This window comes from Actinoplanes sp. NPDC019969 (genome assembly GCF_055562375.1).
In genome coordinates this window covers 772,485-797,465 of record NZ_JBVHFK010000001.1, presented here as the reverse complement: position 1 = coordinate 797,465, position 24,981 = coordinate 772,485, and the positions used below count along the sequence as shown (strand labels likewise).

Here is a 24,981-nt window from a genome sequence, read left to right as displayed (position 1 = left end):
TTGGTCGCGGCACTCGAGCTGTACCTGGACACCGACACGACCCGCCGGGTCCGCACGCTGTGGCGCGCGCTCGACGACGAGGGCATCCCGTCGCTCGGCTCGCTGCACCAGAAACACCGGCCACACGTGTCACTGGCGGCCGCCCACCGGATCGACCCGCACGCCGTCGCCGAGGCCCTCGACGGCTTCCCGGTGGGCCGCGGTTTGACCCTCGGCATCGACTTCGTCGGCCAGTTCGTCGGCCGAGTCCTGTGGCTGGGCGTCACCATGACTCCCGAACTGCTCAGCCACCACCAGGCCGTCCACGACCGCCTCACCGCGGGCGGCGTGGAGATCTGGGAGCACTACCGGCCGGGCCGCTGGGTGCCGCACTGCACGATCTCGCTGCGCGTACCCAACCCGGTCATGGCACCCGCCATCCGCCGCTGCCTGGAGTACCTCCCGATCCGTGCAACGGTCACCGGCGCCGCCCTCGCCGACCACGCCAACGACATCAGCCACCCTCTGTAGTCCTGGCTACTGACCCCGATGTCGTACGCACGTAGCCGTCCCGGCCCAACGTGAGCCGTCCCGCCCGTCCCGCGCGAGGCAGGCCCGGGTCAAGGCCGTAGCGCGGCCACCGGGCCGAATGCGATGGTCACCGCTACCCCCGGATCGCGAGCCGTCGCTCAGGCCGGTAACCCGGGCCCCACGACCTGCGTCAGCGACGGCTCGCGAACGCGCCTGCCGCTGCCTCGGAGCGCGAGCCGTCGCTCGGGCCGGTAACCCGGGCCCCATGACCTGCGTCAGCGACGGCTCGCGAACACGGCTTCCGACGCACGGGTGATGCGGATCACGTGGGGTGACTAGACGTACCGCTCGAGGATCGAGGCCTCGGCCAGCCGGGACAGGCCCTCCCGCACGCCTCGGGCCCGCGCGTCCCCCACGCCCTCGACCGCCTGCAGATCCTCGACCGTGGCGCCGAGCAGCCGCTGCAGGCTGCCGAAGTGGTCGACCAGCCGGTCCACGATCTGGGCCGGCAGCCGCGGCACCTTGGCCAGCAGCCGGAACCCGCGCGGGGAGACCGCCGCGTCCAGCGAATCCGACGCCCCCGGGTAGCCGATCGCCTTGGCGACCGCGACCAGGTCGATCATCTCGGTGGCGGTCAGCAGGTCCAGCTCGACCAGGGCCTCGTCCAGCGTGCGGGCCTTGCGGCCGGAGGGCAGGTAGTCCCGGATGACCAGGGTGCGATCGGCGTCGACACCGGCCATCAGCTCGTCGAGCTGGAGGGCGAGCAGCCGGCCGTCGGTGCCGAGCTCCACCACGTATCCGGAGATCTCGTCGGCGATCCGGCGGACCATCTCCAGCCGCTGCACCACGGCGACGGCGTCGCGGACGGTCACCAGGTCTTCGATCTCCAGGGCGGAGAGGGTGCCGGACACCTCGTCGAGGCGGAGTTTGTACCGCTCGAGGGTGGCGAGGGCCTGGTTGGCGCGGGACAGGATGGCCGCCGAGTCGTCGAGGACGTGGCGTTGGCCGTTCACGTAGAGGCCGATGATGTGCATCGACTGGCTGACCGAGATGACGGGATAGCCGGACTGTTTCGCCACCCGCTCGGCGGTGCGGTGCCGGGTGCCGGACTCCTCGGACGGGATCGACGGGTCGGGCATCAGGTGCACGGCGGCCCGGACGATGCGGGTGCCGTCGCTGGAGAGGACCACCGCGCCGTCCATCTTGCACAGCTCACGCAGCCGGGTGGCGGAGAACTCCACATCGAGCGGGAAACCGCTGCCGGTGCAGATGGTCTCCACGACCGCGTCGTAACCGAGCACGATGAGCGCGCCGGTGCGGCCCCGCAGAATGCGCTCCAGACCGTCGCGCAGGGCGGTGCCGGGGGCCATCAGGGCCAGGTTGGCCCGGAGCGGATCGCTCGCGCCTCCGGTCAGGCCTGCCCCGGCGGCCGGCGTCATCGCGCGATGTCCCGCGCCGTTGACGCCGGGACGCGGCGTTGAACTGGCGGCGGGCTTGGAACCATCGCGGTCGAGCGGCACCCGGACATTCTACGGACTGTCATCCACGCCGAACGAGGCAAGGTTCAATGAATGCTCCGTAGCGTGATGAAACGTGACTGACGGTGACCTGAAGGTGGGTCGTCACCGCCGCCCGTGATCGGCGGCGACCCGTGCCGCGCTCTGCAACGCCACCTGCACGTTGCCGACCTCGATCACCTCCATGCCCTTGGGTGTGCCGTCGGTGCCGTCCGGCCCGCAGCCGGGTGGGACGAGCGCCACCTTGAAACCGAGCCGGGCCGCCTCGGCCAGCCGCCGGCCGACCGCGCCGACCCGCCGGATCTCACCGGTCAGACCGACCTCGCCGATTGCCACCATGTGCGGAGCCATCGCCAGATCGAGGCCGCCGGACGCGACCGCGAGGGCCATCGCCAGGTCGGCGGACGGCTCGATCAGGCGGATGCCGCCCACCGTGGCCGCGAAGACCTCGCGGTTGTAGAGCTTGAGCTGCTTGGTGCGGCGCTCCAGCACGGCCAGCACCATGGCCAGCCGGGCGTGGTCGAGCCCGGACACCGTGCGCCGGGGCGAACCCTGCACTTCGGCCCCGATCAGCGCCTGCACCTCGGTGACCAGCGCCCGCCGGCCCTCCATCGCCACCGTCACGCAGGTGCCGGGGACCGGCTCCAGATAGCGGGTGAGGAAGAGACCGGACGGGTCGGGCAGGCTGCTGATGCCGCCCTCGTGCATCTCGAAACAGCCGACCTCGTCGGCGGCGCCGAACCGGTTCTTCACCCCGCGGACCAGGCGCAGCGACGAGTGCTTGTCACCCTCGAAGTGCAGCACCACGTCGACCAGGTGCTCCAGGACCCGGGGGCCGGCGACCTGACCGTCCTTCGTCACGTGACCGACCAGGACGGTGGCGATGCCCCGCTCCTTGGCGATCGAGACGAGCGCGGCGGTGACCGCCCGGACCTGGGTGACACCGCCGGGAACGCCCTCGGTGCCGGGCGCCGAGACGGTCTGCACCGAGTCGAGGACCAGCAGGCCCGGCTTGACCGCGTCGAGGTGACCGATCACCGTGCCGAGATCGTTCTCCGAGGCCAGGTAGAGCTTGTCGTGCAGGGCGCCGAGCCGCTCGGCGCGCAACCGCACCTGGCTGACCGACTCCTCACCGCTGACCACCAGCGACGGGCTGCCGGCGCCGACCGCCCACTGCTGGGCCACGTCGAGCAGCAGGGTCGACTTGCCCACGCCGGGCTCACCGGCCAGCAGCACCACCGCGCCGGGCACCAGGCCGCCGCCGAGCACCCGGTCGAGCTCGCTGACACCGGTTGCCACGGCCCGGGCCGGGGCCGCGCTGATCTGCGCGATCGGGCGGGCCGGCTCGGCCGGCATGCGGGAGCTGACCACCCGGCCGGAGACGCCGACGGTGACCGAGGACTCGATGATCGAGCCCCACTCGCCGCACTCCGGGCACCGGCCCAGCCATTTCGGTGGGTTGTGCCCGCAGGCGTCACAGACGTACGAGGCCTTGGGTGCCTTGGCCGAGGAGCGGGAGGTCGTCACCCCGACAAGCTAGCTCGCCGGTACGACAGAACTCAGTGACCGCCACCCTCGGAACCGGTCTGCTCGTGGATCTCGGCGGAGCCGCGGGGCGCCGGGGTCAGCGGGCTCGCGACCGGAGCCTGCACCTCCAGCTCGTCGGCGCTGTCGCTGAACGCGAACTTCAGAGCGACGGCCATGCCCGGCGTGAGCTCCTCCTTCAGGCCGATGACCTGGAGCAGCTTGGTGTCGGTCGGGCGGAACAGGGCCGAGCCCTGCGGGCCGATCTGGATCCGCGCGGCCTCGACCGTGGCGCCCGGCGCGGCGGCGCTCGGAGCGGCGGAGGCGGCACCGGACGGAGCGACCGCGGCCGAGGAGGGGACCTCACCCGGTGTGGTGACCGTCGCAGTGCTCACGAAGCCGACGTTCGTCGCGCCGACGACCTGCGGCCGGGTCGGCTCGGCGACGCTGATCGTGACGGTGACCGCCTCGTTGCTCTGGTTGTAGAGGCTCAACTCGAGCGGGGCGTTCTCCTGCGCGGCGTAGCCCTCGGTGCCGTTGTACTCCACCTGCAGGTTGCGGATGAGCACGCTGCCGCTCTTGGACTGGGTGTTCACGCCGGCGATCGGCGTGTCCAGGATGGCGGTTTCGGCGACCTGGCCGGCCGAGCATCCGCTCAGCGCCAGTGCAGCGACCGTGGCGGCACCCGCGACCAGAGCTGCGCGACGGGTTCCCAGGGAGCGCATCACGATCCTCCAAATAGAGACACCAAGGTGTGAGATCAGCGTAGTGGGCCGCGATCGGGCGCGTGCGGGGACCCATCCATCAGGCTCTGGAGATCACGTCACCCGGCCGCTGAGGACGAGCAGCAGGACGTCGATCAGGGCCACCACGATCACCGCGCGGAACAGCGCGACCGGGCGCCCGTCGGCGCGGCGGGCGGCGTACCACCCCCAGGGCAGCACCACGACGGCGGCCGCGCCCGCCGCCAGCCCGGACCACGACGGTGGCCCCGGCGGGCCGAGGACCAGCGTGATCGTTGCGCCCAGCAGCAGTCCCGCGGCGGCCAGCTGCGAGCCGGCGGCGCCGATCCGGTGCGGCAGGCCGCGTACCCCGGTGGCCTCGTCGTCGGCCAGGTCGGGCAGCACGTTGGCGAAATGCGCGCCGCCACCGAGCAACGCCCCGGCGGCGACCAGCCAGACCGGCGGCGCCGGGTGGCCCGGCAGGGCCAGCACCACGAAGGCGGGCAGGAGACCGAAAGCGATCAGGTACGGCACTACCGAGAACACGGTGTTCTTCAGCGGCCAGTCGTAGAGCAGCGCGAACCCGGTCGCCACCGTGATCGCGACCGTCGCGGGGCCGCCCAGCGGCAGGGCGAGCAGCGGCACGGCCAGCGCGGCGGCCCCGCCGGCGAGGCCGACCGCACGCGCGGAGACCGCCCCGGACGCCACCGGCTTGTCCCGCCGCCCGGTGACCCGGTCCCGGTCGGCGTCCAGCCAGTCGTTGACCCAGCCGACCGCGAGCTGGCTGGCCGCGACCACCAGGGCGACCGTCACCAGCCGCCAGCCGCGGTGCCCGGCCCCGGCCGCCAGCAGGGTCATGGCCAGGGTGACCGCGCCACCCGGTTCCGGATGGGACGACCTGAGCAGCGCGAGAGCACGGGACATGTTCGCCAAGTGTGGTGGTGTCGGCGTCCGCGTGCCAGTCTCGATCACATGCGGTCGATGCCACGCAACGATCCCCGCCAATACGACGACCTGGTCACCGAATGGTGGCGTCCCGCCGGAACCTTCGCGATCCTGCACTGGCTCGCCGCGGCCCGGGCCGCCCTGATCCCTCCCGCCGCCGGTCCTGGCCGGATCCTGGTCGACGCCGGGTGCGGCGGCGGCCTCCTCGCCCCGCACCTGCGCGGCAAGGGCTACCGGCACATCGGCGTGGACCTGCGGCACGCCGGGCTGCGGCAGGCCGCTCCCCGCGGCGTGACAGCGGTCACCGGGGACGTGGCGGCGCTGCCGCTGGCCGCCCGCAGCGCCGACGTGGTGGTCGCCGGAGAGATCCTGGAGCACGTCACCGACCTGCCGGGCACGGTCGCCGAGCTGAGCCGGGTGCTGCGCCCGGGTGGTCTCGTCGTGCTCGACACGATCAACGACACGGCGCTGGCCCGGCTGCTCACGGTGACGCTGGGCGAGCGGTTCGGCGTCGCCCCGGTGGGCCTGCACGATCCGGCGCTGTTCGTGCCGCCGCGGCGGCTGGTGGCCGAGTTCGCCCGGCACGGCGTGACGCTGAGGGTGCGCGGGGTGCGCCCGAGTCTGCCGGGCCTGTTCCGCTGGCTGGCGCTGCGCCGGGCGGTGCACGGCCGGCCGATCGTCCCGGCGCCGTCGACAGCGGTTCTCTACCAAGGCATCGGATCGAAATCCCTGGGTATCGAAGGGCGTGACCGGGACACGAGGGAGCGACATGCGGGATGAGGCACGGCGGCTGGCGCCCCGGCTGGCGGCGCGGGCGGCGGACCACGACCGGGAGGGTGTCTTTCCCGCGGCCGACTTCGCCGACCTGCGGGAGGCGGGCTTCTTCGGTCTGATGGTTCCGGCGCGGCTGGGCGGCGCCGGGGCGGGCTTCGCGGAGTACGCCGAGGTCGCCTACGAGCTGGCCCGCGGCAACGGCGCGACCGCCCTGATCTTCAACATGCACGCCTCGGTGACCGGGGCGCTGAGCGGGGTCAGCGACGAGCTCGCCGAGGCCCTGGGGCTGCCGGCGGAGGCTCTCGCGGCCCGGGACGAGCACCTGAAGGCGGCCGCGGGCGGCAGCTGGTACGCGGTGGCGATGAGCGAACGTGGCGCCGGTTCCCGGCTGTCCCGGATGACCACCAGCTACCACCGTGTGGACGGCGGCTACCGGATCGTGGGCGAGAAGACGTTCTGCTCGGGCGCCGGGCACGCCGACGCGTACCTGATCGCCGCCCGCAGCGAAACCGACCCCACGCAGGTCTCCCAGTTCCTCGTCCCGGCCGGTGACGGCTTGAAGGCCGAGCCGGCCTGGGACGCGCTCGGCATGCGCGCGACCGCATCCCACGACCTGCACATCGACGTCACGGTCCCGGCGTCCGCGCTGCTCGGCGGGGTGGAGGGGCTGGCCCTGGCGGTGGCCCAGCTGGCGCCGCACTGGATGGTGGCCAGTTACGCCGCCGTCTACGTGGGCGTGGCCCGGGCCGCCGTGGACGCCGCCGTCGAACACGTCAAGGCCCGCGGGCTGGAGGGTCTGCCGGCGGTGCGGGCCCGGATCGGCCGGGCCGACGCCGCGGTCGCCGCCGCCCACCTGACCGTCCGGGAGGCGGCCCGCCGGGTCGACGAGGCGCCCGGCGACGCCGAGACCAACCGCTGGGTCTGGCGGGCCAAACTGCTCGCCGGCACGACCGTCGCCGACGTCGCCGCGTCGATGCTGGAGGCGGCCGGCACGTCCGCGATGCGGCGCGGCCATCCGCTGGAACGCCTCTACCGGGACGCCCGGGCCGGCTCGTTGCAGCCGGCCACCAGCGACGTCTGCGCCGACTGGCTCGGTGTGGACGCGCTCGGCGGCGACCCGGACGCCGACGGTACGGCGCCGCGCTGGTGACCGGCCCGCTGATGAACCCGGTGATCACCGGCCTGGGGGTCGCGCTGCCGCCCTCGGCCACCCAGGACGACCTGTGGGACGGCTACTTCGACAGGCACTACGCGGGCCCGCGCAACGGCCTGGCCCGGCGGATCTTCGCCAACTCCGGCGTGCGGACCCGGCAGGCGGTGGTCAGCCCGCTGCTGGAGGACGTCTCCGGCTGGTCCACCGAACGCCGGATGCGCCGGTACCAGGCCGAGGCGGCGCCGCTCGGCAAGGCCGCGGTCACCCGGGCGCTGGACGACGCCGGTCTCACCGCCGGCGACCTCGGGCTCTTCGCGGTGTGCTCGTGCACCGGGTACGCCACGCCCGGTCTGGACATCCTGCTCGCCCGTGATCTCGGCATGTCACCGACAGTGCAACGGCTCTTCGTCGGGCACATGGGCTGTTACGCGGCGTTACCGGGACTCGGCACCGTGAGCGACTTCGTGGCCGCCCGGGGACGGCCGGGGCTGCTGCTCTGCGCCGAACTCACCAGCCTGCACCTGCAGCCGCCCGCGGCGCGGACGGACATCCAGCAGATCGTCTCCCACGCGCTCTTCTCGGACGCTGCGGCTGCCGTCGTGGTCACCCCGAATTCAGGTGCGGGGTACGCCGTACGCGAGGTCGCCGCGATCACCGACACCTCCACCGCCGACCACATGACCTGGGAGGTGACCGACCTGGGTTTCCGGATGGGCCTGTCCCCGCAGGTCCCGGCTGTGCTCGCCCGGCACGTCCGCGGTCTGGTCGACGATGTGCTGGCCCGCCACGGGCGAACCGTCGCCGACGTCGACGGGTGGGCCGTGCACCCCGGCGGGCCCAAGATCCTCGACGTGGTGCAGGAGCAGCTCGGCCTGGACGACAGCGCGCTCGCGGCGTCCCGGGGAGTGCTCGCCGCGTACGGCAACTGCTCGTCCCCGACGGTCCTGCTCGTCCTCGACGAACTCCGCCGCCGCCCGTCCCCACCTCAATCGATCATCATGCTCGCCTTCGGTCCGGGGCTCACCCTCTATGTCACTCTTCTGGAGGGCTCTACTCTCGCAGCGTGAGCGGCGAACGGGGACGCGGCTTGGTGCTGCACGCACTGGCCGCATTGATCATGGCGAGTGGCGTGGTGTGGTGGTGGCGTGCCGCGCCCAGCCAGGCCGTCGACGAACGGATGCTCGGCTGGCGGCGCACCGCCGAACAGCTGCTGCCCGAGGCCGGCGACCAGGAGCTGTCGAACACCCTGGCACTCGAACCCGGCCCCGGTCACGAGGAGGTCATCGGCGTCGAGCCGGGCGACTTCCTGATCTCGGTGGTGTGCGCCGGGGCGGACGACAGCCGGGTCCGGGTCAGCCTCGGATCGGGTGAATCGGGCCGTGGCGTGCGGTGCTCCGGCTTCCGTACCCCGCAGGTCTTCAGCGTCGGACTCGTGGACGAGCTGCACATGCTGCTGCGGGTGGAGACGCCGGGCCCCGTCATCTTCCGCTACACCCTGCAGCGTGCGATCGGCTGACTCCGGGGGTACGGCTTCGCCTTCACTGACTACTACCGCCCGCGGCGTCACTCCGCCCGGAATCCTGTCGCATCGTGCGGCATTTTCGGTACCGCTTTTCCCGGTCGTTCTACACGGCCGGATTTCACGCTTTTCGTCTCCGCGCCGCGTTTCCGGCGGTCGTGGTTTTTTGTTCTTCCGGGGCCGCTACGCCCGTGCGTCGCGTTTCGGTCCGAGCGTGCGGAGACCTCGCGTTCGCTTCACGGGAGCGGGGGAGATTGGGCGGGACTGCGTGGTCCGTACAAGAAAAGGGGTTTGGTCGTTATAGGCGGGCCAGGTCGGGGCGGATCGTCTCGATGGAGGCGGTGCGGGGATGGATCCGGACGATGTCGCCGAGGCGGTTGACCAGGACGACCGCGGCGGTGCCGTCGGGCCTGCTCAGGCGCAGGTGGGTGCGCAGCGTGTCGGTCGGATCCTGCAGCAGCATGACGGACTTGCCGTCGGCGCGCGGAGTGCGGGAGGTCGGCAGGATCGTGGCCGACGACGGGTCCGCCGAGGCCCGCGCGGTGGTCACGGCCAGAACCTGCACGCCCGGGTCGACGGCGGCGACCGTGTCGGCCAGCAGGGCGGCGCAGTCACAACCCTCGGTGAGCAGCAGCACGGCGGGCAGGTTGCCGCGGATGGCCACCATGTGACCGTCGGTGCCGACCAGGTCGAGCGCGGGCAGCGAGTCGATGCTGGTGTCGGTGGTGCCGGAGGTGCGCTGGGTGGCCGGCTGCCGGGCCGGCCCCGGCCACGCCGAGGCGAAGAGGCTGGCCACGGTGACCATCACGGCCACCGCGATGATCAGGGCGGGGGTGCGCACCACGAGAGTGCCGAACCGGCGCAGCCGGCGAGCCGCGGGCCGGCGGGCGAGGCGCTGCCAGCGGCCGAGGGGCGGCCCGGTGTGCAGCTCCGCGCGCACGGCCTCGACCTCGTCGGCGAGCTCGGAGAGGTCGTCGGGGATGACGATGACCCCCCACTCCTCAGGGAGGTCCGGGAGGTCGTCGGGGGACTCGCCCCCGGGCGGCCTGCCGCCGTTGTCGCTTGCGCCAGCCATGCATCAACCTCCCCCCTGGCCGACCAGATCCTGCTTCGGTCGGGGAACTCCCGTCCAGCCTCCCGCACGGGGGGCCGCATCGCCAGTGGTGCACTGATGCGGACCTTAGCGATAAGCTTGATCTCACAAAGCCATCAGGTCCGGAATTCCCGACTTGGTGGGAGCGGTCATCACGGTGTGAGCTGTGACGATCCTGTCACTTTGCGTTACTTAGGCAGCTTCTAGCTTGGCTGTCAAGCGGTAGAAAGCCCCGTCACAGGCCCTCTGAGCTGCACTAACAGTGACCGTCAGGGCGAGACACCGCCGCCTGAGCGTGTTACCCTAGACACAGCGAAAGGGGTTTCGAACCTATGGTTTTCAGTGTCGGCGAGACCGTTGTTTACCCCCACCACGGGGCCGCACTCATCGAGGCAATCGAGACTAGGGTCATCAAGGGCGTTGAAAGGCAGTATCTCGTTCTGCGTGTCGCCCAGGGCGATCTGACTGTTCGGGTGCCCGCTGAGAACGCCGAGGAAGTCGGCGTGCGCGAAGTGGTCGGCGAGGAAGGCCTCGGCAAGGTCTTCGACGTCCTCCGCGCACCGCACACCGAGGAGCCGACCAACTGGTCGCGGCGCTACAAGGCCAACCTGGAGAAGCTCGCTTCCGGTAACCCGCTCAAGGTCGCGGAAGTTGTTCGTGACCTTTGGCGTCGTGAGCGTGAGCGTGGCCTGTCGGCGGGTGAGAAGCGGATGCTCGCCAAGGCTCGTGACATTCTGGTCGGCGAGGTCGCCCTCGCTGAGAAGAGCACCAAGGATGAGGCCGAGGTCCTGCTCGACAAGGTCCTCACCGAGGCCTGATCCGATCGACGCCATCCCTCTTCACTGTGTCTGACTCACGCTGTGTTTGATGCGAATCGTGTGTCCGACGACGGCGACGTGACCGCGCAGCTCAATGCTCGCGGTGACGTCGCCGTCGTCGTTCCGGCCGCTGCCGTTCCCTCCGTCGCAGCCGCTCCTTCGGGCGCCCCCGTCTCTTCAGGCGCTGGGGTTCCTTCGGTCGCTGCGGTGCCTCCAGGCGCTGGCGATTCTTTCGCCGTCACCAACTCTTCTGCCGCTGCTGGCGGCTTGATCAGCCTGAGGGGGCGCTGGCGTTGCTGAATCCGCGTGGCGATGTTGCTGTCGTGGTTCCGGCGGCCGGCGCCGGGGTGCGGCTCGGGCCCGGCGCGCCCAAGGCGTTGCGCCTGCTCGACGGGGAGCCGCTGCTCGTACACGCGGTTCGGCGTGCGGCTGCGGCACCGTCGGTCCGGGTGATCGTGGTGGCGGCGCCGGCAGCCGAGGTCGCCGCCGTGCAGGAACTTCTCGCCCCGGTGGCCCCGGTGACCGTGGTGCCCGGCGGGGCGGAACGGCAGGATTCGGTCGCTGCGGCACTCGCCACGGTTCCGGACGACGTCGGAATCGTGCTGGTGCACGATGCGGCCCGGTGCCTGGCCCCCGCCGACCTGTTCGAGAGCGTCGCCGCCGCCGTCCGGGACGGCGCCGCCGCGGTCATCCCGGCACTCCCGGTGGTCGACACGATCAAGGAGGTCGCGGCGGACGGGACAGTCCTCGGTACGGTCGACCGGTCGGTGCTGCGGGCCGTACAGACCCCGCAAGGGTTCCGCCTGCCGATCCTCCGGGCCGCCCACGCCGCAGCCGCCGACCTGCACACCGACGACGCCGGCGCGGTCGAGAAACTCGGGCGTACGGTGGTGTGCGTGCCGGGGTCCGACTTCGCGCTGAAGATCACGAGGCCGTTGGATCTGGCCCTCGCCACCCACCTCCTGACCCTTTCCTGACGTCGCGTCGCTGGGCGGCGGCCTGCGGCATCCCGCGTCGCCTTGTCGTGTAGCCGCTTGCGCTGCTTTGTCACAGGGCGCTCCGGGGGCGTCTCGCCGCGTGGCGCTGCGTGCCGGTTCGCGTCGGCTTGTTACAAGGCGCTCGCCGGCCGTCTCGCCGCGTGGCCGCACAGGGCGTCGGCCTCGGCGGACATCAAGGTGTCCGCGAACGTCTTGACCAGCATCTTCAGCACATCAGGGCTTGCCGATTCCAAATGCGCGCCCAGCAAACCGGCAAGGTCCAAACTCTGTGGTGCGGCCATCGCAGGTCTCTCCTTCTGATCGTCAGACCATCCGAAGGATCTGCGGTGGCCGCCTCTTTCGTCCTGGTAAGTCCAGTTCATACATCACTTCGGTGGGCGTGACCTGCGGACCACCGGTTATGAGTCTTCTTCTCGGTTACTCAGGTCCGTATCCGCCAGGCCTCGAGCGGGTGAGCCCGTACGCACCCTTGACCCTCAAGATCGACCTGCGGCCAGCGTTCTTGTGCGACTCGGACCGGCACCTCCCGCCCAAGATCTATCAGGTTCGCGATCTTGGGCGGGAAGTGCTGGATTTCCGCAGCTCAGCGCACAAGAAGGAGCAGAAATTCGATCTTGGTCGCTCGGCTCCGGCGTTGGGTCCACAAGATCGGGAACTGGCCCGGGAAGTCCCGGCCGTAGTCGTGACGGCAGTCCGCGGGTGAGGGCTTGACTACTCGCCATTCTGCACCCGAGAAGAAGACTCTTTTCCGGAGCCGAGCGCACAAAGATGAACAGGATCTCGATCTTGTGCGCTTGGCGCGCGCCGGTGCCTGGAGCCCAAGATCGACGGGGTCGGAGCGGGCGGCGGGTGAGGCCAGTGGCAACCGCGGAATTACCGATACCGGAGCGCGGCCTGTTTCAGAAATCCGGGACGTGATCCGTTGCGGTCTTGGGCGCAGTGCTTGGACGACGACCTGGTCGGGCAGCCCTTGGCGATTGTGGTTTCGTGCAAGATCGCGGTAGGGGCGCGGCGGATGTTGGCAGGGGGCGTCGGTGGGGAAGGTGCGGACCGGGTCGGGGCTGCGGTGGAACTAGGGTGGGGGAGTGATCATTCCGCGGGTTGGGGTCGGGACGGATGTGCACGCCTTTGCCGAAGGGCGGGACTGCTGGGTCGCGGGTCTGCACTGGCCGGGTGAGCCGGGACTGGCCGGGCACTCCGACGCTGACGTTGCCGCCCATGCCGCCTGTGACGCGTTGCTGTCCGCGGCGGGGCTGGGGGATCTGGGCAGCAATTACGGGACGAGCCGACCGGAGTGGGCCGGCGCGTCGGGGGTGACGTTGCTGGGCGAGACGGCGCGGCGGGTACGGGCGGCAGGCTTCGAGATCGGCAACGTCTCCATCCAGGTGATCGGGAACCGGCCGAAGATCGGCAAGCGGCGTGGCGAGGCCGAGAAGGTGCTGTCGGAGGCGGTCGGGGCGCCGGTCACCGTGGCTGGTACCACTACTGACGGGCTGGGGCTGACCGGCCGTGGCGAAGGCCTGGCCGGAACCGCGGTGGCATTGGTCTACCCGGTGAGTGGCGACCGCCTGGCCAGCTGAACGAAGTCCATCTTGCCGATGAGCGACGATGAGCCACTGGCAATCGGCCGCCGACCGTGCTGGGGAGGCTGCCGGTGATCGGCGGGCGGGCGTGTTGGTGAGCGACGACGAGGTTGTCGGGGATCGGCGGTGGGGGTTACGGCGTACCGCGAAGGGTTGGGATGTGGGTGTTGATCGTCACGAGGGGGAAGGGCTGCTCCATCGGGCATGATCGCTTGCATGAGCGTCGCGCTGCCCGATGTGGCCCGGAAGCTGATCGACAACCCCACCTATGCGGTGCTGACCACGATCAATGAGGACGGCAGCCCGCAGTCGACGGTGATCTGGGTCAAGCGGGATGGCGACGACGTGCTGTTCTCGACGACACGTGGGCGGGTCAAGACGCGGAATATGGAGCGGGAGCCGCGGGTGTCGATCTGCGGGTACGACCCGGCGCAGCCGTACTCCTATTTCACCGTCGAGGGAACCGTCACGCTGCGTGACGACCCGGATGATCTGATCAGTGAGCTCAGCTTCAAGTACGCGAACGAGCCGTGGACGCACGACGCGCCGGGCACCGTGCGGGTGGTGTGCCGGCTCACCCCTACTCACGTGATCACCAGGTAGACCGCCTACGCTCGGCAGCGTGCCCGCCCCCTTGGAGCCCGACACCACACCGGAGGAGCACCGCCAGCGTGCCCTTCTGCTCGCCGACCTCGGCCGTTACGACGAGGCCGCCGACGAGATCGCGGCCGGTCTGATCGCTGACCCTCGGGAGGTCGGCCTGCTCGCCACGCTGGCCCGCATCCATCTCGCGGCAGAGCAGCCGGCCGAGGCCCTGGCGGCAGCGGAGCGGGCCGCCACGGCCGATCCGCAGGCGCTGCCGGTCCTGGTGGTGCGGGCGATGGCGCTCGTCGACAGCCGGCGTTACTCCGACGCGGCGGGGGTGGCCGCCGGGATCCTGCGGGACTGGCCGGAGGACCCGTACGCGCAACGCACCGGCGCCGCCCTGCTCAGCGAGTCGCGCAATGGCCAGGAGGCGCTGAACGCCGCCTGGAACGGTGTGAAGGTCGCGCCCCGCGAAGCGGAGGCGCACCTGGTGCTCGCCGTGGTGGCGGCCCGGTTGCGGTTGTTCGATCTGGCGCAGCGGGCGTACGCGGAGGCGCTCGAACTCGACCCGGCGATCGGGGAGGCGGGCCGGTCGACCGGTGTGGTCCGGTTCGAGCGCCGCCGGTGGGCGCGGGCGATCGAGGATCTGGCGGAGGAGGCGTCGCTGGGGGTGCCGCCGGAGGCCGCGGACGTGGAACCGGTGCCGGAGCCGATGCCGGTGAGCCGCCCGGTCAAACCGGTTCTGGACATCTCCGAGGAGTCGGTGCACGCGGTTCGGGAGACCACCAGCTACAGCGCGGGCGGCACGCTCGTCGCGGCGGTGCTGGCGGCCGCGATGACGGCGATCAGCCCGGGCATCTCCCGCGCGTGGTCCGGCCTGATCGCGGTGCTGATCTTCTGTGCGGTGGTGTTCTGGTTCCGGGGACGCCTGCCGGAGCCGGCCGGTGTCGTGTTGCGGCGGCTGCGGTCCGGGGCCCGGCGGCTCGCCGTCGCGGTCTACCTGACGTTCGCCGCGCCCCTGTTCCTGCTGGCGTACGCGCTGGTCGGCGGCCCGGCCCCGCTCGTGGCCGGGATGGTGGTCGCGACGGTGGCCGAGGTGCTGGTGGTGTTGGACCGCCGTTCCCACTGACATTCGTGGCTGTCCGTTTCCCGCGGCGTCCATTAGGTTCGGAATCGTGGCGACGATGGTGCCTCCGCTGTATGCCGGGCTGATCGATGACGCCTCCCTGCTGCCGCCGAGCCCGATCGGCTTGGCCGACGCGGTGGCGAAACACCACGAGCATGCCGCCTCGTGGTACCGGGAGCTGCTCGGTTCCCTGCTCGTGCCGGCCTCGGTCGTCGGGACCGGGCCGATGCCGCGGCTGACGGCCGGCCTGATCGGTGACGTGCCGGCCGCTGTCCTGCCCGTCACGGTGGACAAGCTGCGTGCCGCCGGGGTTCAGGTGCTGCACGTCGAGGCGGCGGTGGCGCGCCGGGGCGAGGATCCGCAGCCGGGCCTGGCCGCGCTCCGGACTCTGGCCGAGACCCAGGCGGGCCTGCCGCTGTACGCGGAGATCCCGTTGAGCTGGGGGCTGCTCGGCGCACTCGACACGGTCGCCGAGGCGCGGAACGCCGGGCTGGCGATCGCGCCGAAGTTCCGGGTCGGCGGGCTCGCGGCGGAACTCTTCCCCACACCGGTCGAACTGGCCGCGGTGATCTGTGCCTGCCGGGACCGGGGGCTGCCGTTCAAGCTGGCCGCCGGGTTGCGGCACGCCACCCGGCACACCGATCCGGAGACCGGGTTCACCCACCACGGCTTCCTGAACGTACTGGTCGCCACGGTGGTCGCGGCACAGGGCGGTGAAGTGGCGGAGGTGGCCGAATCGCTGGCCGCGACCCATCCGGTGCCGCTGGTGGAACCGGCCCGGGCGCACCGGGACGGGCCGCGCCCGCTGTTCCTCGGGTTCGGTGCCGCCAACGTCGTCGAGCCGCTCACCGAACTCGTCCGCCTCGGCTTGATCAACGGCGGCTACGAGTAGGTCGCTTTCCGGCTGGTTCTCAGGGCTGTCTCGCGGGCGTCGAGACAGCCCTGAGAACCAGCTGGGGTTTGCTCAGGCGAGCCGGGGGAGCAGGGCGGACCAGGCCTCCTCGGCGGCGCCGGCGATCGGGCCCTCGTCGTCGGGCAGCGCCGCCGCCAGCACCGGCGGTGGGGACGGCCGGTGGATCAGCATGAGCCCGGCCAGGTAGGCGTCGTTGATCGCGTCCGGGACCGCGGCGAGCAGATCGGGCCCGATGCCGCCGAGCGTGACCAGGTCGGCGTCGAGCGCGTTGACCAGGCCGGCGATGCCCCGGCCGAGCGCTGCGCCGACGGTGCGAACGGCTTCGACGGCGGCGTCCGGGTCGATGTCCGGGCCGGCTTCACCCGAGCTGTACGGGCTGACGACCTCATTCGGAACGCCGGCACCGAAGGCGTGTGGTTCTGCCGCGCCAGGGGTGGCGGAAGTCGGCACGTGGTCGGGGGTGTGTGGGTTTGCGGCGCCGGAGGCGGCGGAAGTCCACACGCGGTCGGTGCGGATGGCGGCCGAACTCGACACGGCGGCGGCGATCACGCGGCGGGCGTAGGTGACCGGGTCGCGGGGTGGGGAGTCGCCGAGGAGACGGGCCAGGGCGACGCCGTCGACCGCCGTACCCCAGCAGCCGTGGGCGCCGCAGGCGCAGGCGATCGTGGGGTCGCCGAACGGCATGTGCCCGAATTCGCCGGCGGCGTTGCGGGCACCGATCACCGGCCTGCCGTTCTCGACGACGGCTCCACCCAGGCCGGCTTCGATCCGCAGGTGCAGGGCGACGGTGGCCCCGGCCGCGGCGCCCCGGCGGTGCTCGGCGGTGGCGGCGAGGGTGGCGTCGTTGCCGGCCACGAGCAGGCCGGCTTCCGGCCACAGTTCGGTCAGGTCGATGTCGTGCCAGTCGGACTTGAAGGCTTCCAGGCGCAGACCGCGGGAGACCGGTCCGGGTACGGAGATGCCGATGGCGCGCAGCCGGTCCCCGTACCGGGCAAGAAGGTCCTTGATCGTGGCCGCGACTGTCTCGCGGACCTCGGCCCACCGCGCGTGGTTGTGCCGGTCGGAGCGGGAGGCGAGGGTGGCGCCGCCGAGTTCGACGACGTCGAGCCGCCAGGCCTCGTGGGTGATCGCCAGCGCGAGCACGAGCGGCCCGCCGGGATGCGGCAGCAGGACGGTGGTGGGCCGGCCGCGGGCGCCGCTGGGCGCGGCGGGCGCCTGGGTGAGCAGGGCGGCCCGGCTGAGTTTGGTGACGAGTTCGGTGGCCGCGCCGGTGCCGATGCCGAGCAGGCGGGCGGCGTCGGCGCGGGTGACGCCGGGGTGCCGGTGCACCACCCGGAGCAGTTCGGTCGAGCGCGTCGTCACAAGGATTCCTTCTTCTTATGCTCTATCGCAGAGTTTATTATGTCAGAGTGAAGCTCAACCGCCCGGCGCTCGTCGTCCTCGGCACCTCCACCTTCTGCTACGTCGCCGCCGAAACGCTGCCCGTCGGTCTCCTGCCGGAGATCGCCGCCGACCTCGACGTCACCGAGGCGCAGGTCGGCCTGCTGCTGACCAGCTACGCGGTGGTCGCCGCGCTGAGCACCATCCCGCTCACCGCGCTGACCATGCGGGTGCCCCGGCACATCCTGATCGCCGTCACGGTAGCGGTGTTCGCCGTCTCGCAGGCGGCCGCCGCCGTCGCGCCCACGTTCCTCATCCTGATGCTGTCCCGGCTCATCTGCGCCCTCGCGCACGGGGTGTTCTGGTCGGTGATCGCGCCGATCATCCTCCGGCTCGCGCCACCCGGGCAGGGCGGCCGCGCCACCGCGATGGTCTTCGTGGGGAACTCGCTGGCCATCGTGCTCGGCGTGCCGGCCGGCACCGCGCTCGGCCAGTGGCTCGGCTGGCGGGTCGCGGTCGGGTTCTTCGCCGTCGCCGGGGCGGTCTGCGTGGCGTTGCTGCTGGCCGTGCTCCCGCGCCTGGAAGCGCTGCCCCGAGACCTGGCGACCCGGACCGGGCAGCAGATGCGCAACGCGGTCAAGATCCTGCGCAACGGGCCGGTGGCCCGGCTCTGCCTGGTCACGATGGTGCTGGTGGTGGGGCACTTCGCGGCGTACACGTACATCGCCCCGCTGGTCCGCCGCGATGCCGGCCTCGACGGGGCAGCGCTGAGCGCGCTGCTTCTCGGGTACGGCGCGGTCGGCCTGGCCGCGAACTTCGTGGTGCGGCGCTTCGTGGACCACCGGCCCGGCCCGCTGGTGATCGGGCTGGCCGCGACCGTGACACTCTCCGTGGTGATGCTGGCGCCGGTGCTCGGCCCGATCCCGACGATCGTGTTCACCCTGCTGTGGGGTGGCGCGTTCACGGCGATTCCGGTGTTCCTGTCGACCGCGGCGCTGCGGGTCGCGCCGGCCGCACGGGACGCCGCCTCGGCCGTCTACGTGGTGGCGTTCCAGATCGGCATCGGTGGTGGCGCCTTCCTCGGCGAGCGGCTGGTCAGCGCGGGGCATCTGGGCGCGCTGCCGTTGCTGGCCGGGGGCATGGCGCTGGTTGCGACCGTGATCATCGCGCTGTCGCCGGCGGTCTTCCCGCACCGGATCAGCGCCGAGGACCACGATCGGCTCGAGGCGGCGGCCGCCTGAAAAGTTCCGGCTGGTTCTGGTGGCTGTCTCAGCGACGCGGAGACAGCCACCAGAACCAGCCGGAACCGACCACGAACTCAGGCCAGGGCTGCTTCGGCGGCCTGGAGGAACAGATCGTTCTCCTCCGGGGTGCCGATGGTGACGCGGACGCCCTCGGGGTGGAAGGCGCGGACGATCAGACCACGGCTCTCGCAGGCCGAGGCGAACCCGGCGGTCTTCTCGCCGAGCGGCAGCCACACGAAGTTGGCCTGGCTGCCCGGCACGTCGAGGGCGAGCTTGCGCAGCGCCTCGGTGACCCGGTCCCGTTCGGCGACGACCAGGGCGCAGCGACGGCGGACCTCCTCCTCGGCGTCCAGGGCGGCGAGCGCCGCGGCCTGCGCGACCAGGCTGGTGGAGAACGGGGTGACGACCTTGCGGACGGTGGCGGCGACCTCGGGCTGAGCGACCAGGTAGCCCATCCGCAGGCCGGCCAGGCCCCACGCCTTGCTCATGGTGCGCAGCACGACCACGTTGGGCCGGTCGCCGTAGACGTCCAGCCCGTCCGGGACGGTGTCGTCGGTGACGAATTCCCGGTACGCCTCGTCGAGCACCACCAGCACGTCCGACGGCACCTCGGCGAGGAACCGGTCCAGCTCGGCCTTGCGCAGGAACGTGCCGGTCGGGTTGTTCGGGTTGCAGACGAAGACCAGCCGGGTCCGGTCGGTGATCGCCTCGAGGATGGCGGCCAGGTCGTGCCCGTGGGCGGCGGTGTTCGGCACGCGGACGCTGGTGGCGCCGGCTCCGGCGGCGATGATCGGGTACGCCTCGAAGGAACGCCACGAGTAGACCACCTCGTCACCGGGCAGGCAGGTCGCCTTGACCAGGATCTCGGCGAGCGCCACCGACCCGCAGCCGGTCACCACCCGGGCCGGGTCGACGCCGAGCCAGGCGCCGATCCGGTCGCGCAGCTCGGCGACGCCCATGTCGGGATAGCGGTGGACGGCCTGAACGGCCGCGGTGACCGCCTCGACGACGCCGGGAAGAGGACCGTACGGCACCTCGTTGCTCGCGAGTTTGATCGCCCCGGCGACGTTGCGGCCGGGCACGTAATCGGGCAGCGCGTCCAGGTCGGCGCGGGTCAGCCGGGTCATTGGGGTCCTCTCGCGTTGTCGCCGCGGGTGGCGGCCTCGACTGTCGGTTTCGTGCCGGGCGGCACGGCGACCACGACGGTGCCGGCCGCCTTGTCGTGCCAGGCCTGTCGCAGGCGGGTGTCGAACAGGGGCGACAGCGAATACAGGAACTGGACGATCAGGCCCACGCAGCACCACCAGAAGAGGGTCCACATGCCGAGCCGGGCCCAGCGGGTGAATGCCCGGGCGAACCCGATCTCACCGGTCCGCTCGACCGCGACGACCTTGATGCCCATGACCCGTTTGCCGAGGGTCTGGCCGCTGCTGCCGATCGACGGCGCCTCGTAGACCAGCCAGAGCAGGGTGGCGATCATGACGATCGCGACCGACAGCGTCGACATCCGTGGGGTGCCCTCCGCCATCACCGGCTGGGTGCTGCCGGCCATCGCCTGCTCCCAGGCCGCGCTGAAGATCGGCCAGAAGTCCTGCATGTAGAGGTACACGAAGTAGCCGTTGACGACCACGTTGAGCAGGAGGACGGCGGCGATGTCGATGAGCCGGGCGGTGAGCCGGCGGCCCAGCCCGGCCAGCGCCATGCCGTGCGGCCGGGCCTGCGGCATCGGCATCGGGTACGGATAGGGGTAGGCGTGCATGGGCTGGGCGCCGGGCGGCGGGGGCTGCCAGCCGGGGGGCGGTGGCATGCCGGGCGGCGGCTGCCAGCCGGGGGGAGGCGGGGGTTGCGGCGCCCACCCGGGCGGCGGGCCGGGCTGCGGCTGGGGTTGCTGCGGTTGCGGTACGGGAACCGGAGCGGCCGGCGGCGCCTCGGCGACGGGCGGTTCCGGCTCGGCCGGGGGAGGGCCGTCCGGTGGCACGGCATCCGCCGGGATGGCCTTGCCCACCCAGCCCTCACCGTCCCAGTAACGCTGGGTGCTGGTGTCGGCCGGGTCCTTGTACCAACCCGCGGAAACGGAACTCATGCGCAAACCTTTACCACGACAGCCTGACACTTCCCTGATCACAGTGTCACAGGTGGCAATAGCCGGGTCATCGGCCGGGCACCCTGCGCAATCGGTGTGATACAGAGGGCCCATGGGTGAGCAGACTGTCCAGCTGGATCCGCTCGACGCGCGGTTGATCTCGATGCTCGCGGCCGAGCCGCGGATCGGTGTGCTCGAGCTCTCCCGGCGGCTGGCGGTGGCCCGCGGCACGGTTCAGGCGCGGCTGGACAAGCTGATCGCGCGCGGCGCGATCAAGGGTTTCGGCCCCGAGGTGGCGCCGGACGCGATCGGCTTCGGGGTCACCAGCTTCGTGACTCTGGAGATCATCCAACGGTCCGGGCACGACGCCGTCGCCGAGCATCTCGCGGAGATTCCCGAGGTCCTGGAGGCGCACACGATCACCGGCGGCGGGGACATCATGTGCCGGATCGTCGCCCGGTCCAACGCCGACCTGCAGCGGGTGATCGACCAGATCGTCGGCTACGAGGGGATCGGCCGGGCACACACGATCATCGCGCTGGCGGAGCTCATCGCGTACCGCACGGTGCCCCTGGTCAAGGCGGCAAGTCGCCCATAACCTCCCGACACGGACTATTCACGCTCGACACTTTTCACCATCGAAGGTCATTACCCTGCCCGCATGGCCTCCGGAGGCGGTTCCTGGAAAGGATTCACGCTGGTCGCCGCCACCGCGGTCGTGATCACCGTGCTGGCCACGACCAACGTGTGGAACCCGTTTCCCCAGCTCTGGTCGTGGATCAACGAGAGCGGGCCGATCGCGCCGAACACCCGGTGGCAGCAGTCCCTCGGCGGATCACCGCAGAGCGTCGCCGTCGCCGGGGACGCGGTGATCGTCGAATACCGGACCTCGGTCGAGGCGTACGGCCTGACCGCCGCCGTGAAACTGTGGTCGTCGGACGCCGACTGGGCCGCCGTCGCCGGCAAGGGCGCGAACGCCGTCGTGGTCACCGGCCGGCTGCTGACCAAGGGCTACCAGGTCCTCGACCCGGCCACCGGCGCGGTCCGGCGGGCCGACACCAGCGCCTCGGCGGTCTGGACCTACCAGGACGCGATCGTCGACCTGACCTGCTCCGGCGGCGACGAGTGCCGGCTCACCGCCTGGGACCCGCGCTCCGGCAAGCAGCTGTGGAACGTCAGCGCGGGCAGTCTCGGCTTCGTCCTGGACGCGGCCAACCCCGACCTGCCGGACACCCGCCGGCTGATCTCCGGGGACGTGGACGACGACGTGGCCGGGCCGCCGGCGCTGCCCGGCCTGCTCGGGCTGCCGCACGACGGCGAGATCCGGGTGATCGACACGGCGAGCGGGCGGCTGGTGCAGACCGTCCGGCCGGAACGGGACCAGCGGGTCGTGGTGGTCGGCGGGCGGGTCCTCACGGTCACCGGCACCGCCAAGGACGGGACCTGCTACTACGGCGTGGCCGGCGGCGATCCGGCGGGCGGCCGGGTGGTGTGGCAACGCGACGGGCTCAACCTGCGGACCGCCGACAACGGGTCGAACTGCGAGCAGGAGCACGATCCGGCCGGCGGGTACAACGTGGTGCTCGGCGTCGACCCGTACGGCCGGGAGGTCCTGATCAACGGGTACGACGGGCGCAACCTCTGGTACGGCGACAAGGAGTCGTCGGTGCTGACGGTCAACGACACGTACGCCGTGATCCTTAAGGGTGATTCGGTGCGCGGGTACTCGTTCACCAAGGACAAGGTGGTGTGGCGGCAGGAGGGCCGGGCGGACGCGGGTGCGGCGCTCACCCCGTACGCCGCGATCGTGGCCTCCAAGGGCCGGGTCACCGCGCTGGCGCCCTCGTCCGGGGCGGTCCGTGCCGATGTGCGTACCGAAGCGAAGGTCTTCGCCGTGGGCCCGGACGGCCTGATCCTGGTCTCCGGCCGGGAGATGGCCTACCTGCCGTTCGCCTGAAGGGCGCGGCACCGGGGAGGGGTTCGCATCCCGCCGCCCGGCTGGCCTAGGCTTTCCGCTCATGAGCTCCAGCGCCGATTTCAGGTACTCGCCGCTCCTGCCGACCGGCGACGACCTGACCGAGTACCGCCTGGTCACGGACGAGGGTGTCGATGTCGTCGAGGGCCCCGGGGGACGACGGTTCCTGACCGTCGAGCCGGCCGCGCTCACGCAGCTCACCGCGGAGGCGATGCACGACATCGCGCATTACCTGCGGCCCGCCCACCTGGCGCAGCTGCGCTCGATCATCGACGACCCGAAGGCGTCGCCGAACGACCGGTTCGTCGCGCTGGACCTGCTGCGCAACGCCAACATCGCGGCCGGCGGCGTGCTGCCGATGTGCCAGGACACCGGCACCGCGATCGTGATGGGCAAGCGCGGGCGGCACGTGCTGACCGACGGGACCGACGAGGCCGCGATCGCGCTCGGCGTCTACCAGGCGTACACCCGGCTCAACCTGCGCTATTCGCAGCTCGCCCCGATCACCATGTGGGACGAGAAGAACACCGGCACCAACCTGCCGGCCCAGATCGAGCTGTACGCCGAGGACCCGGGCGGTCACCCGGACGCGTACAAGTTCCTCTTCATGGCCAAGGGTGGCGGCTCGGCCAACAAGTCGTACCTCTACCAGGAGACGAAGGCGCTGCTGAACCCGCAGCGGATGATGCAGTTCCTGGACGAGAAACTGCGCCTGATCGGCACGTCCGCCTGCCCGCCGTACCACCTGGCCGTGGTGATCGGCGGCACCAGCGCCGAGCACGCGCTGAAGACCGCGAAGCTCGCCTCCGCGAAGTACCTGGACAACCTGCCCACCTCGGGCAGCATGCTGGCCCACGGCTTCCGCGACCTGGAGCTGGAGGCCGCGGTCCTGGAGCTGACCCGGGACTTCGGCATCGGCGCCCAGTTCGGCGGGCGGTACTTCTGCCACGACGTGCGGGTGGTCCGGCTGCCCCGGCACGGCGCGTCCTGCCCGGTCGCGATCGCGGTCTCCTGCTCGGCGGACCGCCAGGCGGTCGCCAAGATCACCCCGTCCGGCGTCTGGCTGGAACGGCTGGAGACCGACCCGGCCCGTTACCTGCCGGATGTGACCGACGATCATCTGGAATCCGAGCAGGTCGTCCGGGTCGATCTCAACCGGCCGATGGCCGAGATCCGCGCGGAGCTGTCGAAGTACCCGGTGAAGACCCGGCTGTCGCTGACCGGGCCGCTCGTGGTGGCCCGGGACATCGCGCACGCCAAGATCGCCGAGCGGATCGACGCCGGGCAGCCGATGCCGGAGTACATGCGCGACCACGCGGTCTACTACGCCGGCCCGGCCAAGACCCCCGAGGGGTACGCGTCCGGCTCCTTCGGCCCGACCACCGCCGGCCGGATGGACTCGTACGTCGAGAAGTTCCAGGCGGCCGGCGGGTCGATGGTGATGCTGGCCAAGGGCAACCGGTCGAAGCAGGTCACCGACGCCTGCCAGACCTACGGCGGCTTCTACCTCGGTTCGATCGGCGGCCCGGCGGCCCGGCTCGCCCAGGACTGCATCCGCCACGTCGAGGTGCTCGAGTTCCCCGAGCTCGGCATGGAGGCGGTCTGGAAGATCGAGGTCGAGGACTTCCCGGCCTTCATCGTGGTCGACGACAAGGGCAACGACTTCTTCGCCGAGGTGATCAAGCCCAAGAGCGTCTTCCAGATCGGCGCGAAGCCCTAGGACGCCACACTGGCGGACGGGGCGACGCTCGCGGAACCGGACGGGGCCGGAGTCGTCTCGTCCGGTAGGGCCGGCACCGTGCCGCAGTAACCCGAGACGGGAGCGAGCCAGGCGTTGATCTGCTCCTTCAGCGGGCTGTTCAGGTCCGCCGCGGTCTTGACCGACTCGATGTAGTCGCGGTTCTTCGCGCTCGCCTCGATCTTCGCGGCGGTGGCCACCGCGGCCTGCTTGAGCTGCGGGTCCTTCGCGGCGGCGACCTCTTTGCGGATCTTGGTGGCGACGTTCTTGAGCGCTGTCGCGGCGGTGGTCTCGGCCTTCTCCGCGTCGGCGGTCTGCTTCGCCTCCTTGTTGGCGATCATCTTGCCCAGGGCGGCGCCGAAGTCGCCGAAGCTGATCGTGCTGTCCAGGCGCTTGCAGACCTTGTTGTTGTCGGCCGTGTAGTCGAAGGACGGCGCGACCGAGGCCGACGGGACGACCGACTCGGCCGGGGCGGAGGCGGCGGTGGCGGCCGGAGCGGCGAACTGGGCCGGTTTCGGGTCGTCTCCGCAGGCGCCGGCGGTCAGCAGCGTGCCGCCCGCGAACACGGCCAGAATCACGCGTCGCATCACAGGGTCCTCTTCATCGGGGGCTCGGAACCCCGACGACGGTACGTAACGAATCCAGCCGCGTCCAACCCTGTGTGAGCGCTGGAAAACGAACAGCCCGCTCGCGGGTGAGAGCGAGCGGGCTGTACCTCCCCCGTTGAGAGCCTGGCCGCCTCGCCGACCGACTGGGGGCGCTCTTGGGAAGCATTGGTGAC

At 71.4% G+C, this 24,981-nt stretch carries 24 protein-coding genes and 1 pseudogene; 15 read left to right on the top strand and 10 right to left on the bottom strand.

Features of this window, described 5'->3' with window-relative positions; all coding sequences use genetic code 11:
- On the top strand, window positions 1–510 hold the full coding sequence (locus tag ACZ3II_RS03835; protein WP_465516079.1) for a 2'-5' RNA ligase family protein: 510 nt from the start codon (window positions 1–3) through the stop codon (window positions 508–510).
- Between the two features lie 335 nt (window positions 511–845).
- Here ACZ3II_RS03835 and disA read toward each other — a convergent pair whose 3' ends face one another.
- The 4 genes from disA to ACZ3II_RS03815 all read right to left on the bottom strand — a co-directional run bounded on the left by disA (window position 846) and on the right by ACZ3II_RS03815 (window position 5,197).
- Window positions 846–2,030 carry a DNA integrity scanning diadenylate cyclase DisA gene (gene disA / locus ACZ3II_RS03830; RefSeq protein WP_465516078.1) on the bottom strand — a complete coding sequence of 395 codons (1,185 nt, stop codon included), beginning with the start codon at window positions 2,028–2,030 and terminating at the stop codon, window positions 846–848.
- Window positions 2,031–2,132: 102 nt separating this feature from the next.
- Window positions 2,133–3,554, bottom strand: a complete 1,422-nt coding sequence (gene radA / locus ACZ3II_RS03825; RefSeq protein WP_465516077.1) for a DNA repair protein RadA — start codon at window positions 3,552–3,554, stop codon at window positions 2,133–2,135.
- A gap of 32 nt (window positions 3,555–3,586) precedes the next feature.
- Entirely contained in the window at window positions 3,587–4,276 is a 690-nt protein-coding gene (locus ACZ3II_RS03820; RefSeq protein ID WP_465516076.1) for a hypothetical protein, read from the bottom strand.
- A 93-nt stretch (window positions 4,277–4,369) separates the two neighbouring features.
- Window positions 4,370–5,197, bottom strand: coding sequence for a UbiA family prenyltransferase (locus ACZ3II_RS03815; RefSeq protein ID WP_465516075.1), 828 nt, complete (start codon window positions 5,195–5,197; stop codon window positions 4,370–4,372).
- A gap of 48 nt (window positions 5,198–5,245) precedes the next feature.
- On the opposite strand from ACZ3II_RS03815, the gene ACZ3II_RS03810 reads away from it, so the two are divergent.
- The 4 genes from ACZ3II_RS03810 to ACZ3II_RS03795 are packed head-to-tail and all read left to right on the top strand — an operon-like array spanning window position 5,246 to window position 8,661.
- Window positions 5,246–5,998, top strand: coding sequence for a methyltransferase domain-containing protein (locus tag ACZ3II_RS03810; protein ID WP_465516074.1), 753 nt, complete (start codon window positions 5,246–5,248; stop codon window positions 5,996–5,998).
- A complete protein-coding gene (locus ACZ3II_RS03805; protein WP_465516073.1) occupies window positions 5,988–7,142 on the top strand; it encodes an acyl-CoA dehydrogenase family protein in 1,155 nt (384 codons plus the stop codon). The genes ACZ3II_RS03810 and ACZ3II_RS03805 overlap by 11 nt, the downstream gene beginning before the upstream one ends.
- Before the next feature lie 11 nt (window positions 7,143–7,153).
- Entirely contained in the window at window positions 7,154–8,212 is a 1,059-nt protein-coding gene (locus ACZ3II_RS03800) for a type III polyketide synthase (protein WP_465516600.1), read from the top strand.
- Entirely contained in the window at window positions 8,209–8,661 is a 453-nt protein-coding gene (locus ACZ3II_RS03795; protein WP_465516072.1) for a DUF6023 family protein, read from the top strand. The genes ACZ3II_RS03800 and ACZ3II_RS03795 overlap by 4 nt, the downstream gene beginning before the upstream one ends.
- Window positions 8,662–8,962: 301 nt before the next feature.
- On the opposite strand, the gene ACZ3II_RS03790 is transcribed toward ACZ3II_RS03795, so the two are convergent.
- Window positions 8,963–9,739, bottom strand: a complete 777-nt coding sequence (locus ACZ3II_RS03790; RefSeq protein ID WP_465516071.1) for a hypothetical protein — start codon at window positions 9,737–9,739, stop codon at window positions 8,963–8,965.
- Window positions 9,740–10,089: 350 nt separating this feature from the next.
- Between ACZ3II_RS03790 and ACZ3II_RS03785 the strand changes: the two genes are divergently transcribed.
- Both ACZ3II_RS03785 and ispD read left to right on the top strand, forming a co-directional pair.
- The gene (locus tag ACZ3II_RS03785; RefSeq protein ID WP_014447856.1) at window positions 10,090–10,575 is read left to right on the top strand and encodes a CarD family transcriptional regulator; all 486 of its coding nucleotides are present in this window, start codon (window positions 10,090–10,092) and stop codon (window positions 10,573–10,575) included.
- A gap of 287 nt (window positions 10,576–10,862) precedes the next feature.
- Entirely contained in the window at window positions 10,863–11,552 is a 690-nt protein-coding gene (gene ispD / locus ACZ3II_RS03780; protein ID WP_465516599.1) for a 2-C-methyl-D-erythritol 4-phosphate cytidylyltransferase, read from the top strand.
- Between the two features lie 164 nt (window positions 11,553–11,716).
- Here the strand turns inward: ispD and ACZ3II_RS03775 are convergent.
- Window positions 11,717–11,854: pseudogene (locus tag ACZ3II_RS03775) on the bottom strand (IS256 family transposase); the annotation flags it as partial.
- Window positions 11,855–12,658: 804 nt separating this feature from the next.
- Here ACZ3II_RS03775 and ispF point away from each other — a divergent pair.
- The 4 genes from ispF to ACZ3II_RS03755 all read left to right on the top strand — a co-directional run bounded on the left by ispF (window position 12,659) and on the right by ACZ3II_RS03755 (window position 15,759).
- On the top strand, window positions 12,659–13,153 hold the full coding sequence (gene ispF / locus ACZ3II_RS03770) for a 2-C-methyl-D-erythritol 2,4-cyclodiphosphate synthase (RefSeq protein WP_465516070.1): 495 nt from the start codon (window positions 12,659–12,661) through the stop codon (window positions 13,151–13,153).
- Window positions 13,154–13,372: 219 nt separating this feature from the next.
- Window positions 13,373–13,759: a PPOX class F420-dependent oxidoreductase gene (locus ACZ3II_RS03765; RefSeq protein ID WP_465516069.1), complete on the top strand. Its 387-nt coding sequence runs from the start codon at window positions 13,373–13,375 to the stop codon at window positions 13,757–13,759.
- Between the two features lie 19 nt (window positions 13,760–13,778).
- Window positions 13,779–14,870, top strand: coding sequence for a tetratricopeptide repeat protein (locus tag ACZ3II_RS03760; protein ID WP_465516068.1), 1,092 nt, complete (start codon window positions 13,779–13,781; stop codon window positions 14,868–14,870).
- Between the two features lie 46 nt (window positions 14,871–14,916).
- Window positions 14,917–15,759, top strand: a complete 843-nt coding sequence (locus ACZ3II_RS03755; RefSeq protein ID WP_465516067.1) for a hypothetical protein — start codon at window positions 14,917–14,919, stop codon at window positions 15,757–15,759.
- A gap of 72 nt (window positions 15,760–15,831) precedes the next feature.
- Here the strand turns inward: ACZ3II_RS03755 and ACZ3II_RS03750 are convergent, their stop codons facing one another.
- A complete protein-coding gene (locus ACZ3II_RS03750) occupies window positions 15,832–17,142 on the bottom strand; it encodes an ROK family transcriptional regulator (protein WP_465516066.1) in 1,311 nt (436 codons plus the stop codon).
- Between the two features lie 47 nt (window positions 17,143–17,189).
- Between ACZ3II_RS03750 and ACZ3II_RS03745 the strand changes: the two genes are divergently transcribed.
- Complete coding sequence (locus tag ACZ3II_RS03745) at window positions 17,190–18,401, top strand: MFS transporter (protein WP_465516065.1); 1,212 nt, start codon at window positions 17,190–17,192, stop codon at window positions 18,399–18,401.
- A 77-nt stretch (window positions 18,402–18,478) separates the two neighbouring features.
- Here the strand turns inward: ACZ3II_RS03745 and hisC are convergent, their stop codons facing one another.
- Together hisC and ACZ3II_RS03735 are read right to left on the bottom strand one after the other, a co-directional pair.
- Window positions 18,479–19,531 (bottom strand): histidinol-phosphate transaminase, encoded by a 1,053-nt coding sequence (gene hisC / locus ACZ3II_RS03740; RefSeq protein ID WP_465516064.1) that lies wholly within the window; start codon window positions 19,529–19,531, stop codon window positions 18,479–18,481.
- Window positions 19,528–20,487, bottom strand: a complete 960-nt coding sequence (locus ACZ3II_RS03735) for an RDD family protein (protein ID WP_465516063.1) — start codon at window positions 20,485–20,487, stop codon at window positions 19,528–19,530. The genes hisC and ACZ3II_RS03735 overlap by 4 nt, the downstream gene beginning before the upstream one ends.
- Window positions 20,488–20,599: 112 nt before the next feature.
- Here ACZ3II_RS03735 and ACZ3II_RS03730 point away from each other — a divergent pair, with 112 nt between their 5' ends.
- The 3 genes from ACZ3II_RS03730 to ACZ3II_RS03720 all read left to right on the top strand — a co-directional run bounded on the left by ACZ3II_RS03730 (window position 20,600) and on the right by ACZ3II_RS03720 (window position 24,182).
- Window positions 20,600–21,085: an Lrp/AsnC family transcriptional regulator gene (locus ACZ3II_RS03730; RefSeq protein WP_465516062.1), complete on the top strand. Its 486-nt coding sequence runs from the start codon at window positions 20,600–20,602 to the stop codon at window positions 21,083–21,085.
- Between the two features lie 63 nt (window positions 21,086–21,148).
- The gene (locus ACZ3II_RS03725) at window positions 21,149–22,444 is read left to right on the top strand and encodes an outer membrane protein assembly factor BamB family protein (RefSeq protein ID WP_465516061.1); all 1,296 of its coding nucleotides are present in this window, start codon (window positions 21,149–21,151) and stop codon (window positions 22,442–22,444) included.
- A gap of 61 nt (window positions 22,445–22,505) precedes the next feature.
- Entirely contained in the window at window positions 22,506–24,182 is a 1,677-nt protein-coding gene (locus ACZ3II_RS03720) for a fumarate hydratase (protein WP_465516060.1), read from the top strand.
- On the opposite strand, the gene ACZ3II_RS03715 is transcribed toward ACZ3II_RS03720, so the two are convergent.
- Entirely contained in the window at window positions 24,179–24,787 is a 609-nt protein-coding gene (locus ACZ3II_RS03715; protein WP_465516059.1) for a hypothetical protein, read from the bottom strand. The two genes, ACZ3II_RS03720 and ACZ3II_RS03715, sit on opposite strands and share 4 nt — an antisense overlap.
- Window positions 24,788–24,981: the final 194 nt, after the last annotated feature.